The sequence below is a fragment of the Nocardioides epinepheli genome (assembly GCF_037936805.1).
Lineage (GTDB): Bacteria > Actinomycetota > Actinomycetes > Propionibacteriales > Nocardioidaceae > Nocardioides.
In genome coordinates this window covers 86006-98666 of the sequence record NZ_JBBMMC010000007.1, presented here as the reverse complement: position 1 = coordinate 98666, position 12661 = coordinate 86006, and the positions used below count along the sequence as shown (strand labels likewise).

Below are 12661 nucleotides of genomic sequence, written 5' to 3'. Positions count from 1 at the left end.
TTCGCTGACCCGTCCGCTATAGCGGACGGGTCAGCGTTCTAGTGGGTCGCGCCGGGTTCGATGGGGCGGCCCAGGGAGCGGCTGCGGCCACGGAACTCGATCACGGGCGTCGGCTCGCGATCAGGAGCGTCGGCGCGGCGGGCGATGGTGACGTCGTAGACGCCGGAGCGGCCGGACCGGCTGCGCAGACGGGCGGTGGCGACCAGGTCGTCGCCCTCGCGCACCGGCGCGAGGAAGGTGACGTCGAATCCGGCCGCCACGGTGACCTCGCCGAACGAGTTGCAGGCGACGGCGAAGGCGGTGTCGCCCAGCGCGGACATGAGCCCGCCGTGGGCGGCACCCCAGCCGTTGACCATGTCGGGTCGCACCGTCATCGAGACCACGGCATAGCCGGGGCCGACGTCGTCGAGCACCATGCCCATCGCGGCGGTGGCACGGTCGCCGGCGAGCATCACCTGCGCGCTGCGCTCGGCGACCTGCTGGGGGGTCTCCTCCACAGGCTCCGCCGGCTCAGGCATCGAAGTCCACCGTGACGGCGTCGCCGGTGGGGAACGACTGGCAGGTGAGCACGAAGCCGGCCTCGACCTCGGCCGGCTCCAGGGCGTAGTTGCGACGCATGTCGGCCGCCCCGGAGGTGACCTTGGCTCGGCAGGTGCCGCACACGCCGCCCTTGCAGGCGAAGGGCAGGTCCGAGCGCATCGCCGCGGCGCCGTCGAGGATGGTCTGGTCGGCCGGGAGCGGCGCGGTGGTGGTGAGCCCGTCGAGGACGACGGTGACCTCGACCGTCTCGCCGCTCACCTCGGCGTCGGGGCGGTGCAGCTCGGGCGGCGGGGCGTCGACGTAGAAGAGCTCGAAGTGCACCCGTTCAGCAGCGACCCCGAGGTCACCGAGGACGCCGCGGGCGTCTTCGATCATCGCGTGCGGCCCGCACAGCCACACGTGGTCGAACGTCGCCGCAGGCGCCACCAGCGTGAGCAGCCGGCCGAGCCGCTCGGCGTCCAGGCGCCCGCTGAAGAGCTCGACGTCGCGCGGCTCGCGACTGAGCACGTGCACCAGCTGCAGCTGCGGGCCGTAGCGGTTCTTCAGGTCGGCGAGCTCCTCGGCGAACATCACCGAGGAGCTGGTGCGGTTGCCGTAGAGCAGCGTGACGTCGCCGCCGGAGGCCAGCACGCTGGAGGCCACCGAGAGCATCGGGGTGATGCCGGAGCCGGCCGCGATGCACAGATGACGCCCGCTCTCCAGCATCGCCGGGTCGGGGCAGAACCGGCCGCCGGGGGCCTGCACCTCGATCTCGTCGCCGGCGCGGACCTCGCGCACCAGCCAGCGGCTGAACATCCCGTCGGGGATCTCGCGGACGCCGACGCGCGGCGCCGCCCCCGCCGGGGCGCTGATGGAGTACTGCCGCCGGTGCTCGACGCCGTCGACGACCCGGCGCAGCGTCAGCGACTGCCCGGGCACGAACTCGAACTCCGCGGCCAGGTCGGCCGGCACCTCGAAGGTGACCGCGGCGGCGTCGTCGGTGAGGCTCTCGACCTCGCGGACCCGCAACGGGTGGAAGGCCACCATCTAGATCTCCTTCACGTGCTCGAAGGGCTCGAGGCAGGCGGTGCAGCGGTAGAGCGCCTTGCAGGCGGTGGCACCGAACTCGGAGGTGAGCTCGACCTCGGCGGAGCCGCAGCGCGGGCAGTGCAGCCCTCGACGGGTCGGCAGGAGGGTGAGCGCGATCGGGCCGCTCGCCGCGGCCGGCGCCGGTCCGGGGGCGGAGAGACCGTGCTCGCGAAGCGCCGCCCGGCCGCGCTCGGTGATGTCGTCGCTGGACCACGCGGGCGAGAGCGCGATCTCGACGCGCGCGTCGTAGCCGGCCTCGCCGAGACGTCGGACGAGGTCGTCGCGCATCGTGGCCAGCGCGGGGCAGCCGGAGTAGGTGGGCGTGATGGTGACGACCACCTCGTCGCCGCTGTCGCCCACCTCGCGGACCTCGCGCAGGACGCCGAGGTCCTCCAGGGTGAGCATCGGCATCTCGGGGTCGGTGACCTGGGCGGCGATCCGCCAGGCCAGCGACGGCGCGACCTCGGGTGCCATGGCCGGGCTCACCACTGACCCTCGGGGTGGGCGCGCGCGACGACCTGCATCTCGGCCAGCAGCCGCGAGAGCGCCTCGGTGTGCATGCCGTCGCGGCCGGTGCGGCCGCGGACGCCGGCCAGGGCACCGCGCTCGGGACGCTCGACGCCGCTGACGGCGAGGACCTGGTCGAGCACGGCGTCGACCTCCCCAGCGGTGCCGGACGGGTCGACGCCCACTCCCGACGCGGCGACCTCGGCCTCGACCGGGTGGGTGGCGAGCAGCTCGGGGTAGAGCGGCCAGAGCTCCTCGAGGGCGGCGACCAGCCGTCGTCGGGACTCCTCGGTGCCGCGCGCCAGGGTGAGGAACCAGCGCCCGGCGTAGTCGCGGTGGTAGGTAAGCTCCTTGATGCCCTTGGCGGCGGTCGCGGCGAGCACCGGGTCGCGGCTCTCGGTGAGCCGCTGCAGCACCGCCAGCCGGGCGGTGGAGAACACCAGCAGCCGGACGACGACATGGGCGAAGTCGCCGTGCGGCACCTCGACCAGGCGCACGTTGCGGAAGCCGTCGGGGTCGCGGAAGAAGGCCAGCGCGTCCTCGGCCGGCACCGGCGAGGCCTCCGGGAGCTCCGGGACGACGGCCGGGTCGGCCGCGGCGGCCCGGGCGAGCAGCAGCCGGGCCTGGCCGAGCAGGTCGAGCGCGGCATTGGCCAGCGCGATGTCCTCCTCCAGGTCGGGCGCATTGCTGCACCACTCGCTGAGGCGGTGCGACATGATCAGCGCGTCGTCGCCGAGCATCAGGCAGTACGCGGCGAGCGCGGCGGGGTCGACGCCGTCGGGGACGGTGGTGTCGACGCCGGCCAGCGGGTCCTCGAAGTCGGTGCCGAAGGCCCACTGGGACGCGTCGCCTCCCATGCCGACGACGTCGTGGTGCTCCATCAGTCCGTCGTAGACGCTGCCGGTCTCGGCGTTGGGGTCGGGAGTGGAGTGCGACATCTCGGTCACCGGCTCACATGTGGGGAACGTCGTCGGGGATGGCGTAGAAGGTCGGGTGCCGGTAGACCTTGTCGCCGCTGGGCGCGAAGAGCGGGTCCTTCTCGTCGGGGCTGGAGGCGGTGATCGCGTCGGCGCGCACCACCCAGATCGACACGCCCTCGTTGCGCCGGGTGTAGACGTCGCGGGCGTGGCGCAGCGCCATCTCGTCGTCGGGGGCGTGCAGGGAGCCGACGTGGACGTGGTTCAGGCCGCGCTTGCCGCGCACGAACACCTCGTACAGGGGCCACTCGCGCTCGCGTCCTGGGCCGGTCATGACGCCGCCTCCCCCGCCTGCGCATCGGCGAAGGCGGTGGCCGCCTCGCGCACCCAGGCGCCGTCGTCGTGGGCGCGACGCCGATGCGCGATCCGCTGGGCGTTGCAGGGCCCGTTGCCCTTGACCACCTGCATGAACTCCTCCCAGTCGGGCTCGCCGAAGTCGTAGTGGCCGCGCTCCTCGTTCCACGCGAGCTCGGGGTCGGGGAAGGTGACGCCGAGCGCCTCGGCCTGCGGGACGCTCATGTCGACGAAGCGCTGACGCAGGTCGTCGTTGGTGTTGCGCTTGATGCCCCAGGCCATCGACTGCGCGGTGTTCGGGGAGTCGGCGTCGGGCGGGCCGAACATCATCAGAGCCGGCCACCAGAACCGGTCGACCGACTCCTGCACCATGGCCCGTTGCTCGTCGGTGCCGCGCATCATCGTCATCAGCAGCTCGTAGCCCTGCCGCTGGTGGAAGGACTCCTCCTTGCAGATCCGGATCATCGCGCGGCCGTAGGGGCCGTAGGAGGTGCGGCACAGCGGCACCTGGTTGCAGATCGCCGCGCCGTCGACAAGCCAGCCGATGGCGCCGACGTCGGCGTAGGAGAGGGTGGGGTAGTTGAAGATCGAGGAGTACTTCTGCCGTCCCTCGATGAGCATCTCGGTGAGCTCTTGGCGCGAGACGCCGAGGGTCTCGGCGGCGGAGTAGAGGTAGAGGCCGTGGCCCGCCTCGTCCTGCACCTTGGCCAGCAGGATCGCCTTGCGCCGCAGGGACGGCGCCCGGGTGATCCAGTTGCCCTCGGGCTGCATCCCGATGATCTCCGAGTGCGCGTGCTGGGCCACCTGCCGCACGACGGTCTTGCGGTAGCCCTCGGGCATCCAGTCGCGCGGCTCGATCCGGTCGCCGCGCTCGATCGTGGCCTCGAACTGCGCCTGCAGCTCGTCGTCCGGCAGGTGTGTGGGGGTCTCGGAACTGGTCGTCGCCACGGCGTCCTCCCTTGCCTGAGCGGCCTTTACTGACCGAGCGGTCTGTAATACCTTGGCATGCACCGGCCGGGCACGCAAGCGCCCGCCACTGCCCGACCATCGATCGACGGGAGTCCCACCGTGACCGAACTGCTCGAGAGCTACGCCGGCGGACGCTGGTATCGCGCACCCGACGACGGCCGGCCGGTGCTCGACGCCGTCACCGGCGAGGAGGTGGCCCGAGTCAGCTCCACCGGACTCGACCTGGCCGCCATGGTCGCCTACGCCAAGGACGTCGGCGGCCCCGCGCTCGCGGGGCTCACGTTCCACGAGCGGGCCTCGTTGCTCAAGGCGATGGCCAAGGACCTGATGTCGGTCAAGGAGGAGTTCTACGAGCTCTCCTTCCGCACCGGCGCCACGCGAGGCGACTCCGCGGTCGACATCGACGGCGGCATCGGCACCGTGTTCTCCATCGCGAGCAAGGGCACCCGCGAGATGCCCAACTCCACCGTCTACCTCGACGGCGGCCTCGAGCACCTCGGCCGCGGCGGCACCTTCCTCGGGCAGCACATCTTCACCAGCCGCCCCGGCGTGGCCGTCCAGATCAACGCCTTCAACTTCCCCGTGTGGGGCTTCTTGGAGAAGCTGGCCCCCACGTTCATCGCCGGGATGCCGACGATCGTGAAGCCGGCCGCCCAGACCGCCTACCTCACCGCGGCGGTCGTCCGGCGCATCGTCGAGTCGGGCCTGCTCCCCGAGGGCACGGTGCAGCTCCTCGCCGGCAGCCCCGAGGGCCTGCTCGACGAGCTCACCGTCCAGGACCAGGTCGGCTTCACCGGCTCGGCCCACACCGCCGGGCTGCTGCGCAACCACCCCAGCGTCCTGCACGACGGCGTCGAGCTGACCGTCGAGGCCGACTCCCTCAACTGCTCGGTGCTCGGCCCCGACGTCGCCACCGGCGACCCCGAGTTCGACCTGTTCGTCAAGGGCGTCGTCACCGAGATGACCGTCAAGGCCGGGCAGAAGTGCACCGCCATCCGGCGCGCGATCGTGCCGCGGGCGCTGCTCGACGACGTCGCCGATGCGATCTCCGCGCGCCTTTCCGGCATCGCCGTGGGCGATCCGCGGGCCGACGGCGTGCGGATGGGCGCGCTGGTCTCGCTCGAGCAGCGCGAGGAGGTCCGCAAGGCGATCCAGTCGCTGCGGGCCTCGTCCGACCTGGTCTTCGGCGACCCCGACCACGTCACCCTCGTCGACGCCGACGCCGAGCGCGGCGCGTTCCTCTCCCCCGTGCTGCTGCGCGCCCACGACGGCGCGGTCGAGCCGCACGACGTGGAGCCCTTCGGCCCGGTGAGCACGCTCATCGGCTACGACGACGTGGCCGAGGCGGTCCGGCTGGCCGGGCGCGGCAAGGGCTCGCTGGCGGCGTCGGTGGTCACCCACGACGGCGACGTCGCCCGCGACCTCGTGCTCGGACTCGCACCCTGGCACGGCCGGATCCTGGTGCTCGACCGCGACGACGCCAAGGAGGCGGCGGCCGCGGGCGGCCACGGCTCGCCGCTGCCGGTGCTGGTGCACGGCGGACCGGGCCGCGCGGGCGGCGGGGAGGAGCTCGGCGGCGTCCGCGGGATCCTGCACCACATGCAGCGCACGGCACTGGAGGGCTCCCCCGACATGCTCACCGCGATCACCGGCCGGTGGACCACCGGCTCGCGCCGTTCCGACGACGGCACCCACCCGTTCCGCAAGTCGCTGGCGCAGCTGCGCGTCGGCGACACCATCGCCAGCGCCCCGCGCCAGGTCACCCGCGCCGACATCGACCACTTCGCGGAGTTCACCGGCGACACGTTCTACGCGCACACCGACGAGGAGGCCGCGGCGCGCAACCCGCTCTTCGGCGGCATCGTCGCCCACGGCTACCTCGTGGTGTCGCTGGCCGCAGGGCTGTTCGTCGACCCCGACCCGGGACCGGTCCTGGCGAACTTCGGCGTCGACAACCTGCGCTTCCTCACCCCGGTCAAGGCCGACGACACGATCGCGGTCACCCTCACGGTCAAGCAGATCACCCCACGCACCTCCGCCGACTACGGCGAGGTCCGCTGGGACGCGGTGGTCACCAACGAGGCCGGGGAGCCGGTCGCCACCTACGACGTCCTTACCCTCGTCGCGAAGGAGCTCGATTCCTGATGCACAAGCTGACCGTCCAGTACTTCGAGCCGGCCGACGGCGAGGCCTTCCTCGCCGACTACCGCGAGCGCCACGTGCCGCTGGTGCACGCAGTGCCCGGCGTGCAGCGATTCACCCTGATGCGCCCCCGTGGCGAGGGCGCCCCCTACCTGGTGGCCGAGCTCTGGTTCGTCGATGGCGACGCCATGAAGCAGGGCCTCTCCTCCCCCGAGATGGCCGCGGCCGCCGCCGACGCCGAGACCTACGACGTCGCCCGCCGCGCCATGTTCACCGGCGAGGTCGAAGCGCTTTGACCTCCGCCTTGGCCGAAATGAACGCCGAGTCGGCACTTCTGCTTAGCAGAAACGCCGACTCGGCGTTCTGGAAGGTGCAGCCGTGAGCACACCGGCGGCGCCGGCGCGGCGCGGGCGGCCGGGCCATGACCAGGCGGCGGTGCTCGCGGCAGCGATCGACCTGTTCAACCGCAAAGGGTTCGATGCCACCAGCGTCGGCGACATCGCCGGAGCGCTCGGGGTCACGAAGTCGGCGGTCTACCACCACATCGACAGCAAGGACCAGCTGCTCGCCGCTGCGCTCGACGAGGCGCTCACCGAGCTGGAGGCGACCGTGGCCCAGGCCCGGACGGCGTCCGGCACGGCCTACGAACGGCTGCGCGACGTCGTCCGGCGCAGCGTCGAGGTGCTGGTGGCCCACCAGCCGGCGGTCACCCTGCTGCTGCGGGTGCACGGCAACTCCGAGACCGAGCGCGAGGCCCTGCGCCGGCGGCGGGCGATCGACCGGCGGCTCGCGGCGCTCGTGCGCGACGCGATCGATGCCGGCGACCTGCGCTCCGATCTCGAGCCCGACCTGGTCAGCCGGCTGCTGTTCGGCATGGTCAACTCGCTGGTCGAGTGGTATCGCCTCGGTGGTCCGGTGAGCGTCGAGCAGGTCGCGGACACCCTCACGGTCACCGCGTTCGAGGGTCTGACGCCGCGTTAGCGAAGCTAGCGAACCCGACGCCGGTCGACGATGCGGCGCATCTTGCCCAGCGACCGCTCGACGCTGTCGGGGGCTACGACGTCGATGCTCACCGTGACGCCGATCGAGTTCTTCACCAGCCCTTGGAGGACGACGCCGGCCTCGGCCGCCGACTCCGGGGGCACGCCCTCGCGGCGCTCGACCAGCACGGTCATCGAGTCGAGGCTGCCCGTGCGCTCCAGCACGCACTGGAAGTGCGGCGAGAGCTCGGGGGTGCGCAGGATCAGCTCCTCGATCTGGGTGGGGAACAGGTTCACGCCGCGCAGGATGATCATGTCGTCGGTGCGACCGGTGATCTTCTCGATCCGCCGCATCGTGCGTGCGGTGCCGGGCAGCAGGCGGGTGAGGTCGCGGGTGCGGTAGCGGATGATCGGCATCGCCTGCTTGGTCAGCGAGGTGAGGACGAGCTCGCCCTCCTCGCCGTCGGGCAGCACCTCGCCGGTGACGGGGTCGATGATCTCGGGATAGAAGTGGTCCTCCCAGACCGTCAGGCCGTCCTTGGTCTCGACGCACTCGCTGGCCACGCCGGGGCCCATCACCTCCGAGAGGCCGTAGATGTCGACGGCGTGCATGTCGAGCCGCTCCTCCATCTCGCGGCGCATGTCGTTGGTCCACGGCTCGGCACCGAAGATCCCGACCTTGAGCGACGTCGCGCGCGGGTCGAGGCCCTGGCGCTCCATCTCGTCGATGATCGCGAGCATGTAGGTCGGGGTGACGGTGATGATGTCGGGGCGGAAGTCGGCGATGAGCTGCACCTGCCGCTCGGTCATGCCGCCGGAGACGGGGACGACGGTGCAGCCGAGCCGTTCGGCGCCGGCGTGGGCGCCGAGTCCGCCGGTGAACAGGCCGTAGCCGTAGGCGTTGTGCAGCAGGTCGCCGGCGCGGCCGCCGGCGGCGCGGATGCTGCGGGCGACCAGGTCGGCCCAGACGTCGAGGTCGTCACGGGTGTAGCCGACCACCGTCGGCTTTCCGGTGGTGCCGGACGAGGCGTGGATGCGGGCGACCTCCTCGCGCGGCACCGCGAACATCGCGAACGGGTAGTTCTCGCGCAGGTCGGCCTTGGTGGTGAACGGCAGCTTGGCGAGATCGGCGAGCTCGACGATGTCGCCGGGGCTCACTCCGGCGGCGTCGAAGGTCGCGCGGTAGTGCGGCACGTGCTCGTAGGCGTGCCGCATCGTCCAGCGCAGCCGCTCGGTCTGGAGCGCTCGCAGCTCGTCGGTCGAGGCGGTCTCGATCGGCTCGAGGTCGCCGGGCTGCGGGCTGAGGTCGCGCATGCCACCATCATGGCCCGAGCGGCGGGGTGGCGCTCGGATCAGCGGCGGACGGCGTCGATCTCGAGGCGGACGTAGTCGATCACCGGCGCCTCGAAGCCGTCGGCGACCGCGCTCACGAAGTCGCGATGCTGGTCCTCGGGCAGGTCGCGGAGATAGCCGCTGAGGCACACCGAGGCGAGGTAGGCCTCGAACGTCGCCCGATCCTCGATGCGGAAGGGGTGCTCGCGCAGCCGCACGTCCTCGACGTCGAAGCCGGCTCGCTCCAGGCGCTCGCGGGTGTCGTCGACGCCGGCGAACTCCCACACCTCGGGCGGCTCGGGGAGGGCGGCGGCGATCGCGGCGTCCAGGTTGCGCACGTTGCCGCGTCCACCGCAGTCGGAGGTCAGCCGAGCTCCGGGACGCATCACCGCGGCGAGGTGGGCGAACAGGAGGTCGTGGTCGCGCACCCAGTGGAAGGCCGCGACGCTCATCACCGCGTCCACGGGCTCGGCCGGGTCGAGCGGGAGTGGCTCGGTCAGGTCGGCGTGCACCAGCTCGACGCCGTCGCCGAGACGCTCGCGGGCGACGTCGAGCATCTGTGAGGAGCCGTCGAGCGCCACCAGCCGGACGCCGGGCCAGCGGGCGAGCAGCGCCTCGGCGTCACGCCCGGTGCCGCACCCGGCGTCGAGGACCCGTTCGTCGCCGGCGAGTCGCAGCCGGTCCAGGACGCGGCGTCCCCACTCCTCGTGCGGGAGCTCGAGGGAGTCGTAGGTGGTCGCGTCCCATTCGTGAGCCATGGACCTATTCAAACGGCTCGGTCGGCGCTCCCAGCCGGGCCAGGTGCACGGTGAGATCGGCGCTCAGCTCGACCTGGCCGGGCAGCGCCTCCCCCATCGCCGCGAACGCCGCCGTCCGGATCGCCGGGGCCAGCTGGAGGTAGGCCGAGATGGTCGCCAGGTGGGCCAGGTAGTCGTCGGCCGAGAGGGTGAGCCGGCGTGCGAGATGCTCCTGCCGGACGTCGGTGAAGAGCGGGCTCGCCTCCAGCTCGGAGCCGGGCCAGCGCATCGGGCTCGTCTCATCGGTGCCGTCGGGCGCCGGGATGTCGTCGTCGATGACGTAGCGCGCGCGGGCCTGCTCGACCCGCTCCCGCAGCCGGGCGTCGGCGATCTCCACCGGCCCTCCGAACGAGGCGAACGTCCCGCCGGGCGCCAGCAGCGCGGCCACGCGCTCCCAGCGGCCCTCGGGCGACGTCCAGTGCAAAGCGGCGGCCGCGAACACCAGGTCGAAGCGGCGCATCACGGCGACGTCCTCGAACGGCGCGTGGATCGTCTCGACCTCGGGCACCTGACGGCGCAGCTCGGCGAGCATCGCGGCGTCCGGCTCGGTCGCGGTGACCACGACGCCGGCCCCGGCGAAGGCACGCGTGGCCTTGCCGGTGCCCGCGCCGATCTCGAGTGCCGTCCGGATCTCCCGGCGCTCGCGTCCGTAGGCGAGCACCAGGTCGACCAACTCCTGCGGATAGCCGGGCCGGTGCTGTTCGTAGGCCGACGCCGCGGCACCGAAGCTGAGCCCTCGGGAGGTCACGGCCTCATCGTCGCGCCGGTGCACGCCTGGTGTCGACCGCGTTACTCGTCGGAGTCGCGCTCCTCGGCGTGTCCCTCGGGTCCGTCGGCCAGGACGCCGTAGAGGGCACGCCGCGTGTCGGCGAGGATCTGCACGGCGGCGCGGCGCTGGGCGTCGGAGCCGCTGGTGACCAGCTGCCACACCGCGCTCATGACCTGGCCGATCTCGGACTTCAGGTCGATGTTCTCCCCGACGGCGGTCTCCTTGGTGGCGGACCGCTCGAAGGGGGCCCACACCGCGGCGAGCTCGTCGGCGTTGTCCTCGACGTAGGCCAGCCCCGCCTCGCTGAGCCGCAGCGTGCGGCGTCCGCGCTCGTCGTCGGCCTCCACAAGGCCTTCGTCCTGGAGCTGCTGGATGGTCGGGTAGACCGAGCCGGGGCTCGGCCTCCAGTGCCCCTCACTGCGCTCGGCGATCTGCTGGATCACCTGGTAGCCGTTGATCGGCTCCTCGGCCCGTGCCGCGGTGGCCAGCACGTCGAGGATCGCGCTGCGTACGTCCCCGCGCCGGACCCGCGGCCCGCGGCCGCGCTCGGGCTGGCCCATGCCGAACAGGCCGGCGAGCCAGGGCGGCGGCCCTCCGTGGGCGCCGGTCGGGCGACCACTCGGAGCGCCCCAGCCGCCGCTCCATCCACCGCCCCAGCCCCAGGGACCGTCGTCGCGACGTCCGTGCTCGCCCCGTCCGCCGTGCTGGCGCCAGGGATTGCTGTCGGGCCCTCCGGCCCAGTGTCGGTTCGTTCCTCGGTGTCCCATCGCGGGACCCCCTTTCGAGTTCGTGGTATCGCGATTCTTCTGAGTTAGGTCGCGATATATCGCTAGCGTAGATCGTTGCGCGGCTCGGTTCAAGGGGAGCTGGTTTCAACCGTTCACCCCTGGGGAGGGGGACCGGGTAGCGACCGCTACGGATTCGACATCTCGGGGAGAATCTGATGGACATCGATGCACTGAAGCAGGCGGCGATCGACGCCTACATGCGATCTAACGGATGGTCAGTCGACAGCAGCTACACGATGATCGGCGTCGGATACAGCGCGCGAGTCGAGAAGGACGGCACAGGACAGGAATCCGACAGCAACGGTTGGCTCACCGAGATCGACCTCACCGACGAGTTCGCGCAGATACGCACTCGCGTCGACGATGCCTTGAAGCCGTGGCAGGAGGATCGTATGCCCGATCCTGCCGAACTGAACGGCGGCATGGTGAAGGCTCAGGAGGCGCTCACAGCGCTCAACATCGGCGATGGCACGTCTCTTGCCGGCGCTCTCGGCGGATACTTCGAGACTGTCAGGAACAACGCCAAGGACTTCCACGGCGCCGCGATGGACGCGTTCAACAACAGTTTCGTGAGCCAACTTCCAGCGGTGATCAACAATCACGGCTGTCTCGCCGCGATCGTCACCGAGGCATGGGCGGCCGAGAAGCAGATCTGGACCGATGCCCGCACCGATCGAGACAAGGTCGTTGAAGACTCGACGACCGCACTCCACGACTACTCGAGGACGTCGAGCAGTGCCGGCCTCGACTTCGTCCTCGCCCTCGCGGGCGCGGCCATCTCTGGCGCCAGCGCCGTCGCAAGCGCAGGCGTCACCCTCCCGTACTCGATCGCCAGCGCGACGATCACCGCGATCTCAGCGACCACCGACCTCGCCGAAGCATTCGAGGTCGAACGGCAGGGCGACAGCTACGACAAGCTGATGGAAGCCTTCGAGGGCGGCCTCGACGACATCGACGCTGCCATCACCAAGCAAGAGACCCTAGTGATGGAAGCGCTCAATACGGCGTGGAAGGTCTTCGAGGACAACCGACCCCTGTTCGACCTCACCCCGCGGGTCAGCGACAACGGGGACGGGGTCTTCGACGACTCTGACGCCAGCCTGTTCGACGTGGCGGATGCGAGTGGCCTAGAGATTGTCCTGCCGGGTCAGCCAGTCATCGACTCGCTCAGCAGCGGCCTGATCAATCTCGCCAGCGGACTGGATCAAGCCGATCCGAAGATCACAGCCGGAGCCGACGACGGCGGGTTGCTCTCGTCCTCAGCACGCGAGGTCGGACTCCGCTCCGGCGGCGTGACAACGTTCATGGGCATCCTCGGCTACAACAACTCCATCTCGATCCGCGACCTGGCCTGGGATGTCCGGCAAGGGAACGCGATGCTCCTGGCAGTCATCCAGGACTTCCAGAACGCCGATGCCGACAGCCAAGCCGCACTCGATCAGCTTCGCGGCGCCCTGGTCGGAGGCAGCGGCGAGGACGCGTGGTGAGGACGATCGAG

Annotated in this window: 14 protein-coding genes; 4 read left to right on the top strand and 10 right to left on the bottom strand. The window is 71.3% G+C overall.

Annotated elements, in window-relative coordinates; translation table 11 throughout:
- Positions 1-38 precede the first annotated feature (38 nt).
- Genes paaI through paaA form a run of 6 tightly spaced genes read right to left on the bottom strand, consistent with a single transcriptional unit; the run spans position 39 to position 4334 of the window.
- Positions 39-518, bottom strand: a complete 480-nt coding sequence (paaI, locus tag WMR31_RS11305) for a hydroxyphenylacetyl-CoA thioesterase PaaI (RefSeq protein ID WP_340538927.1) — start codon at positions 516-518, stop codon at positions 39-41.
- Complete coding sequence (gene paaE, locus WMR31_RS11300) at positions 511-1566, bottom strand: 1,2-phenylacetyl-CoA epoxidase subunit PaaE (RefSeq protein ID WP_340538926.1); 1056 nt, start codon at positions 1564-1566, stop codon at positions 511-513. The genes paaI and paaE overlap by 8 nt, the downstream gene beginning before the upstream one ends.
- Positions 1567-2094, bottom strand: a complete 528-nt coding sequence (gene paaD, locus WMR31_RS11295; RefSeq protein WP_340538925.1) for a 1,2-phenylacetyl-CoA epoxidase subunit PaaD — start codon at positions 2092-2094, stop codon at positions 1567-1569.
- Positions 2091-3053 (bottom strand): 1,2-phenylacetyl-CoA epoxidase subunit PaaC, encoded by a 963-nt coding sequence (gene paaC / locus WMR31_RS11290; RefSeq protein WP_340539068.1) that lies wholly within the window; start codon positions 3051-3053, stop codon positions 2091-2093. The genes paaD and paaC overlap by 4 nt, the downstream gene beginning before the upstream one ends.
- A gap of 13 nt (positions 3054-3066) precedes the next feature.
- The gene (gene paaB / locus WMR31_RS11285; RefSeq protein WP_340538924.1) at positions 3067-3366 is read right to left on the bottom strand and encodes a 1,2-phenylacetyl-CoA epoxidase subunit PaaB; all 300 of its coding nucleotides are present in this window, start codon (positions 3364-3366) and stop codon (positions 3067-3069) included.
- Positions 3363-4334, bottom strand: coding sequence for a 1,2-phenylacetyl-CoA epoxidase subunit PaaA (gene paaA, locus WMR31_RS11280; RefSeq protein WP_340538923.1), 972 nt, complete (start codon positions 4332-4334; stop codon positions 3363-3365). Before paaA ends, paaB begins: the two co-directional genes overlap by 4 nt.
- A gap of 120 nt (positions 4335-4454) precedes the next feature.
- Here paaA and paaZ point away from each other — a divergent pair, with 120 nt between their 5' ends.
- The 3 genes from paaZ to WMR31_RS11265 all read left to right on the top strand — a co-directional run bounded on the left by paaZ (position 4455) and on the right by WMR31_RS11265 (position 7478).
- On the top strand, positions 4455-6500 hold the full coding sequence (gene paaZ / locus WMR31_RS11275) for a phenylacetic acid degradation bifunctional protein PaaZ (protein ID WP_340538922.1): 2046 nt from the start codon (positions 4455-4457) through the stop codon (positions 6498-6500).
- Positions 6500-6793, top strand: a complete 294-nt coding sequence (locus WMR31_RS11270) for an EthD family reductase (protein ID WP_340538921.1) — start codon at positions 6500-6502, stop codon at positions 6791-6793. The genes paaZ and WMR31_RS11270 overlap by 1 nt, the downstream gene beginning before the upstream one ends.
- An 82-nt stretch (positions 6794-6875) precedes the next feature.
- A complete protein-coding gene (locus WMR31_RS11265) occupies positions 6876-7478 on the top strand; it encodes a TetR/AcrR family transcriptional regulator (RefSeq protein ID WP_340538920.1) in 603 nt (200 codons plus the stop codon).
- 5 nt (positions 7479-7483) lie between these two features.
- Here WMR31_RS11265 and paaK read toward each other — a convergent pair whose 3' ends face one another.
- The 4 genes from paaK to WMR31_RS11245 are packed head-to-tail and all read right to left on the bottom strand — an operon-like array spanning position 7484 to position 11142.
- Positions 7484-8791 carry a phenylacetate--CoA ligase PaaK gene (gene paaK / locus WMR31_RS11260; RefSeq protein ID WP_340538919.1) on the bottom strand — a complete coding sequence of 436 codons (1308 nt, stop codon included), beginning with the start codon at positions 8789-8791 and terminating at the stop codon, positions 7484-7486.
- Positions 8792-8829: 38 nt separating this feature from the next.
- Positions 8830-9567, bottom strand: a complete 738-nt coding sequence (locus tag WMR31_RS11255) for a class I SAM-dependent methyltransferase (protein WP_340538918.1) — start codon at positions 9565-9567, stop codon at positions 8830-8832.
- A gap of 4 nt (positions 9568-9571) precedes the next feature.
- Positions 9572-10354: a class I SAM-dependent methyltransferase gene (locus WMR31_RS11250; protein ID WP_340538917.1), complete on the bottom strand. Its 783-nt coding sequence runs from the start codon at positions 10352-10354 to the stop codon at positions 9572-9574.
- Between the two features lie 41 nt (positions 10355-10395).
- Positions 10396-11142, bottom strand: coding sequence for a PadR family transcriptional regulator (locus tag WMR31_RS11245; RefSeq protein WP_340538916.1), 747 nt, complete (start codon positions 11140-11142; stop codon positions 10396-10398).
- 176 nt (positions 11143-11318) lie between these two features.
- On the opposite strand from WMR31_RS11245, the gene WMR31_RS11240 reads away from it, so the two are divergent.
- Complete coding sequence (locus tag WMR31_RS11240) at positions 11319-12650, top strand: thiamine pyrophosphate-dependent enzyme (RefSeq protein WP_340538915.1); 1332 nt, start codon at positions 11319-11321, stop codon at positions 12648-12650.
- Positions 12651-12661 lie beyond the last annotated feature (11 nt).

Excerpts from the sequence above, each read along its gene's own strand:
- paaC (WP_340539068.1), bottom strand. The coding sequence starts at position 3,053 with ATGTCGCACTCCACTCCCGACCCCAACGCCGAGACCGGCAGCGTCTAC.
- WMR31_RS11245 (WP_340538916.1), bottom strand. The coding sequence starts at position 11,142 with ATGGGACACCGAGGAACGAACCGACACTGGGCCGGAGGGCCCGACAGC.
- paaE (WP_340538926.1), bottom strand. The coding sequence starts at position 1,566 with ATGGTGGCCTTCCACCCGTTGCGGGTCCGCGAGGTCGAGAGCCTCACC.
- paaB (WP_340538924.1), bottom strand. The coding sequence starts at position 3,366 with ATGACCGGCCCAGGACGCGAGCGCGAGTGGCCCCTGTACGAGGTGTTC.
- WMR31_RS11255 (WP_340538918.1), bottom strand. The coding sequence starts at position 9,567 with ATGGCTCACGAATGGGACGCGACCACCTACGACTCCCTCGAGCTCCCG.
- WMR31_RS11240 (WP_340538915.1), top strand. The coding sequence starts at position 11,319 with ATGGACATCGATGCACTGAAGCAGGCGGCGATCGACGCCTACATGCGA.
- paaI (WP_340538927.1), bottom strand. The coding sequence starts at position 518 with ATGCCTGAGCCGGCGGAGCCTGTGGAGGAGACCCCCCAGCAGGTCGCC.
- paaK (WP_340538919.1), bottom strand. The coding sequence starts at position 8,791 with ATGCGCGACCTCAGCCCGCAGCCCGGCGACCTCGAGCCGATCGAGACC.
- WMR31_RS11270 (WP_340538921.1), top strand. The coding sequence starts at position 6,500 with ATGCACAAGCTGACCGTCCAGTACTTCGAGCCGGCCGACGGCGAGGCC.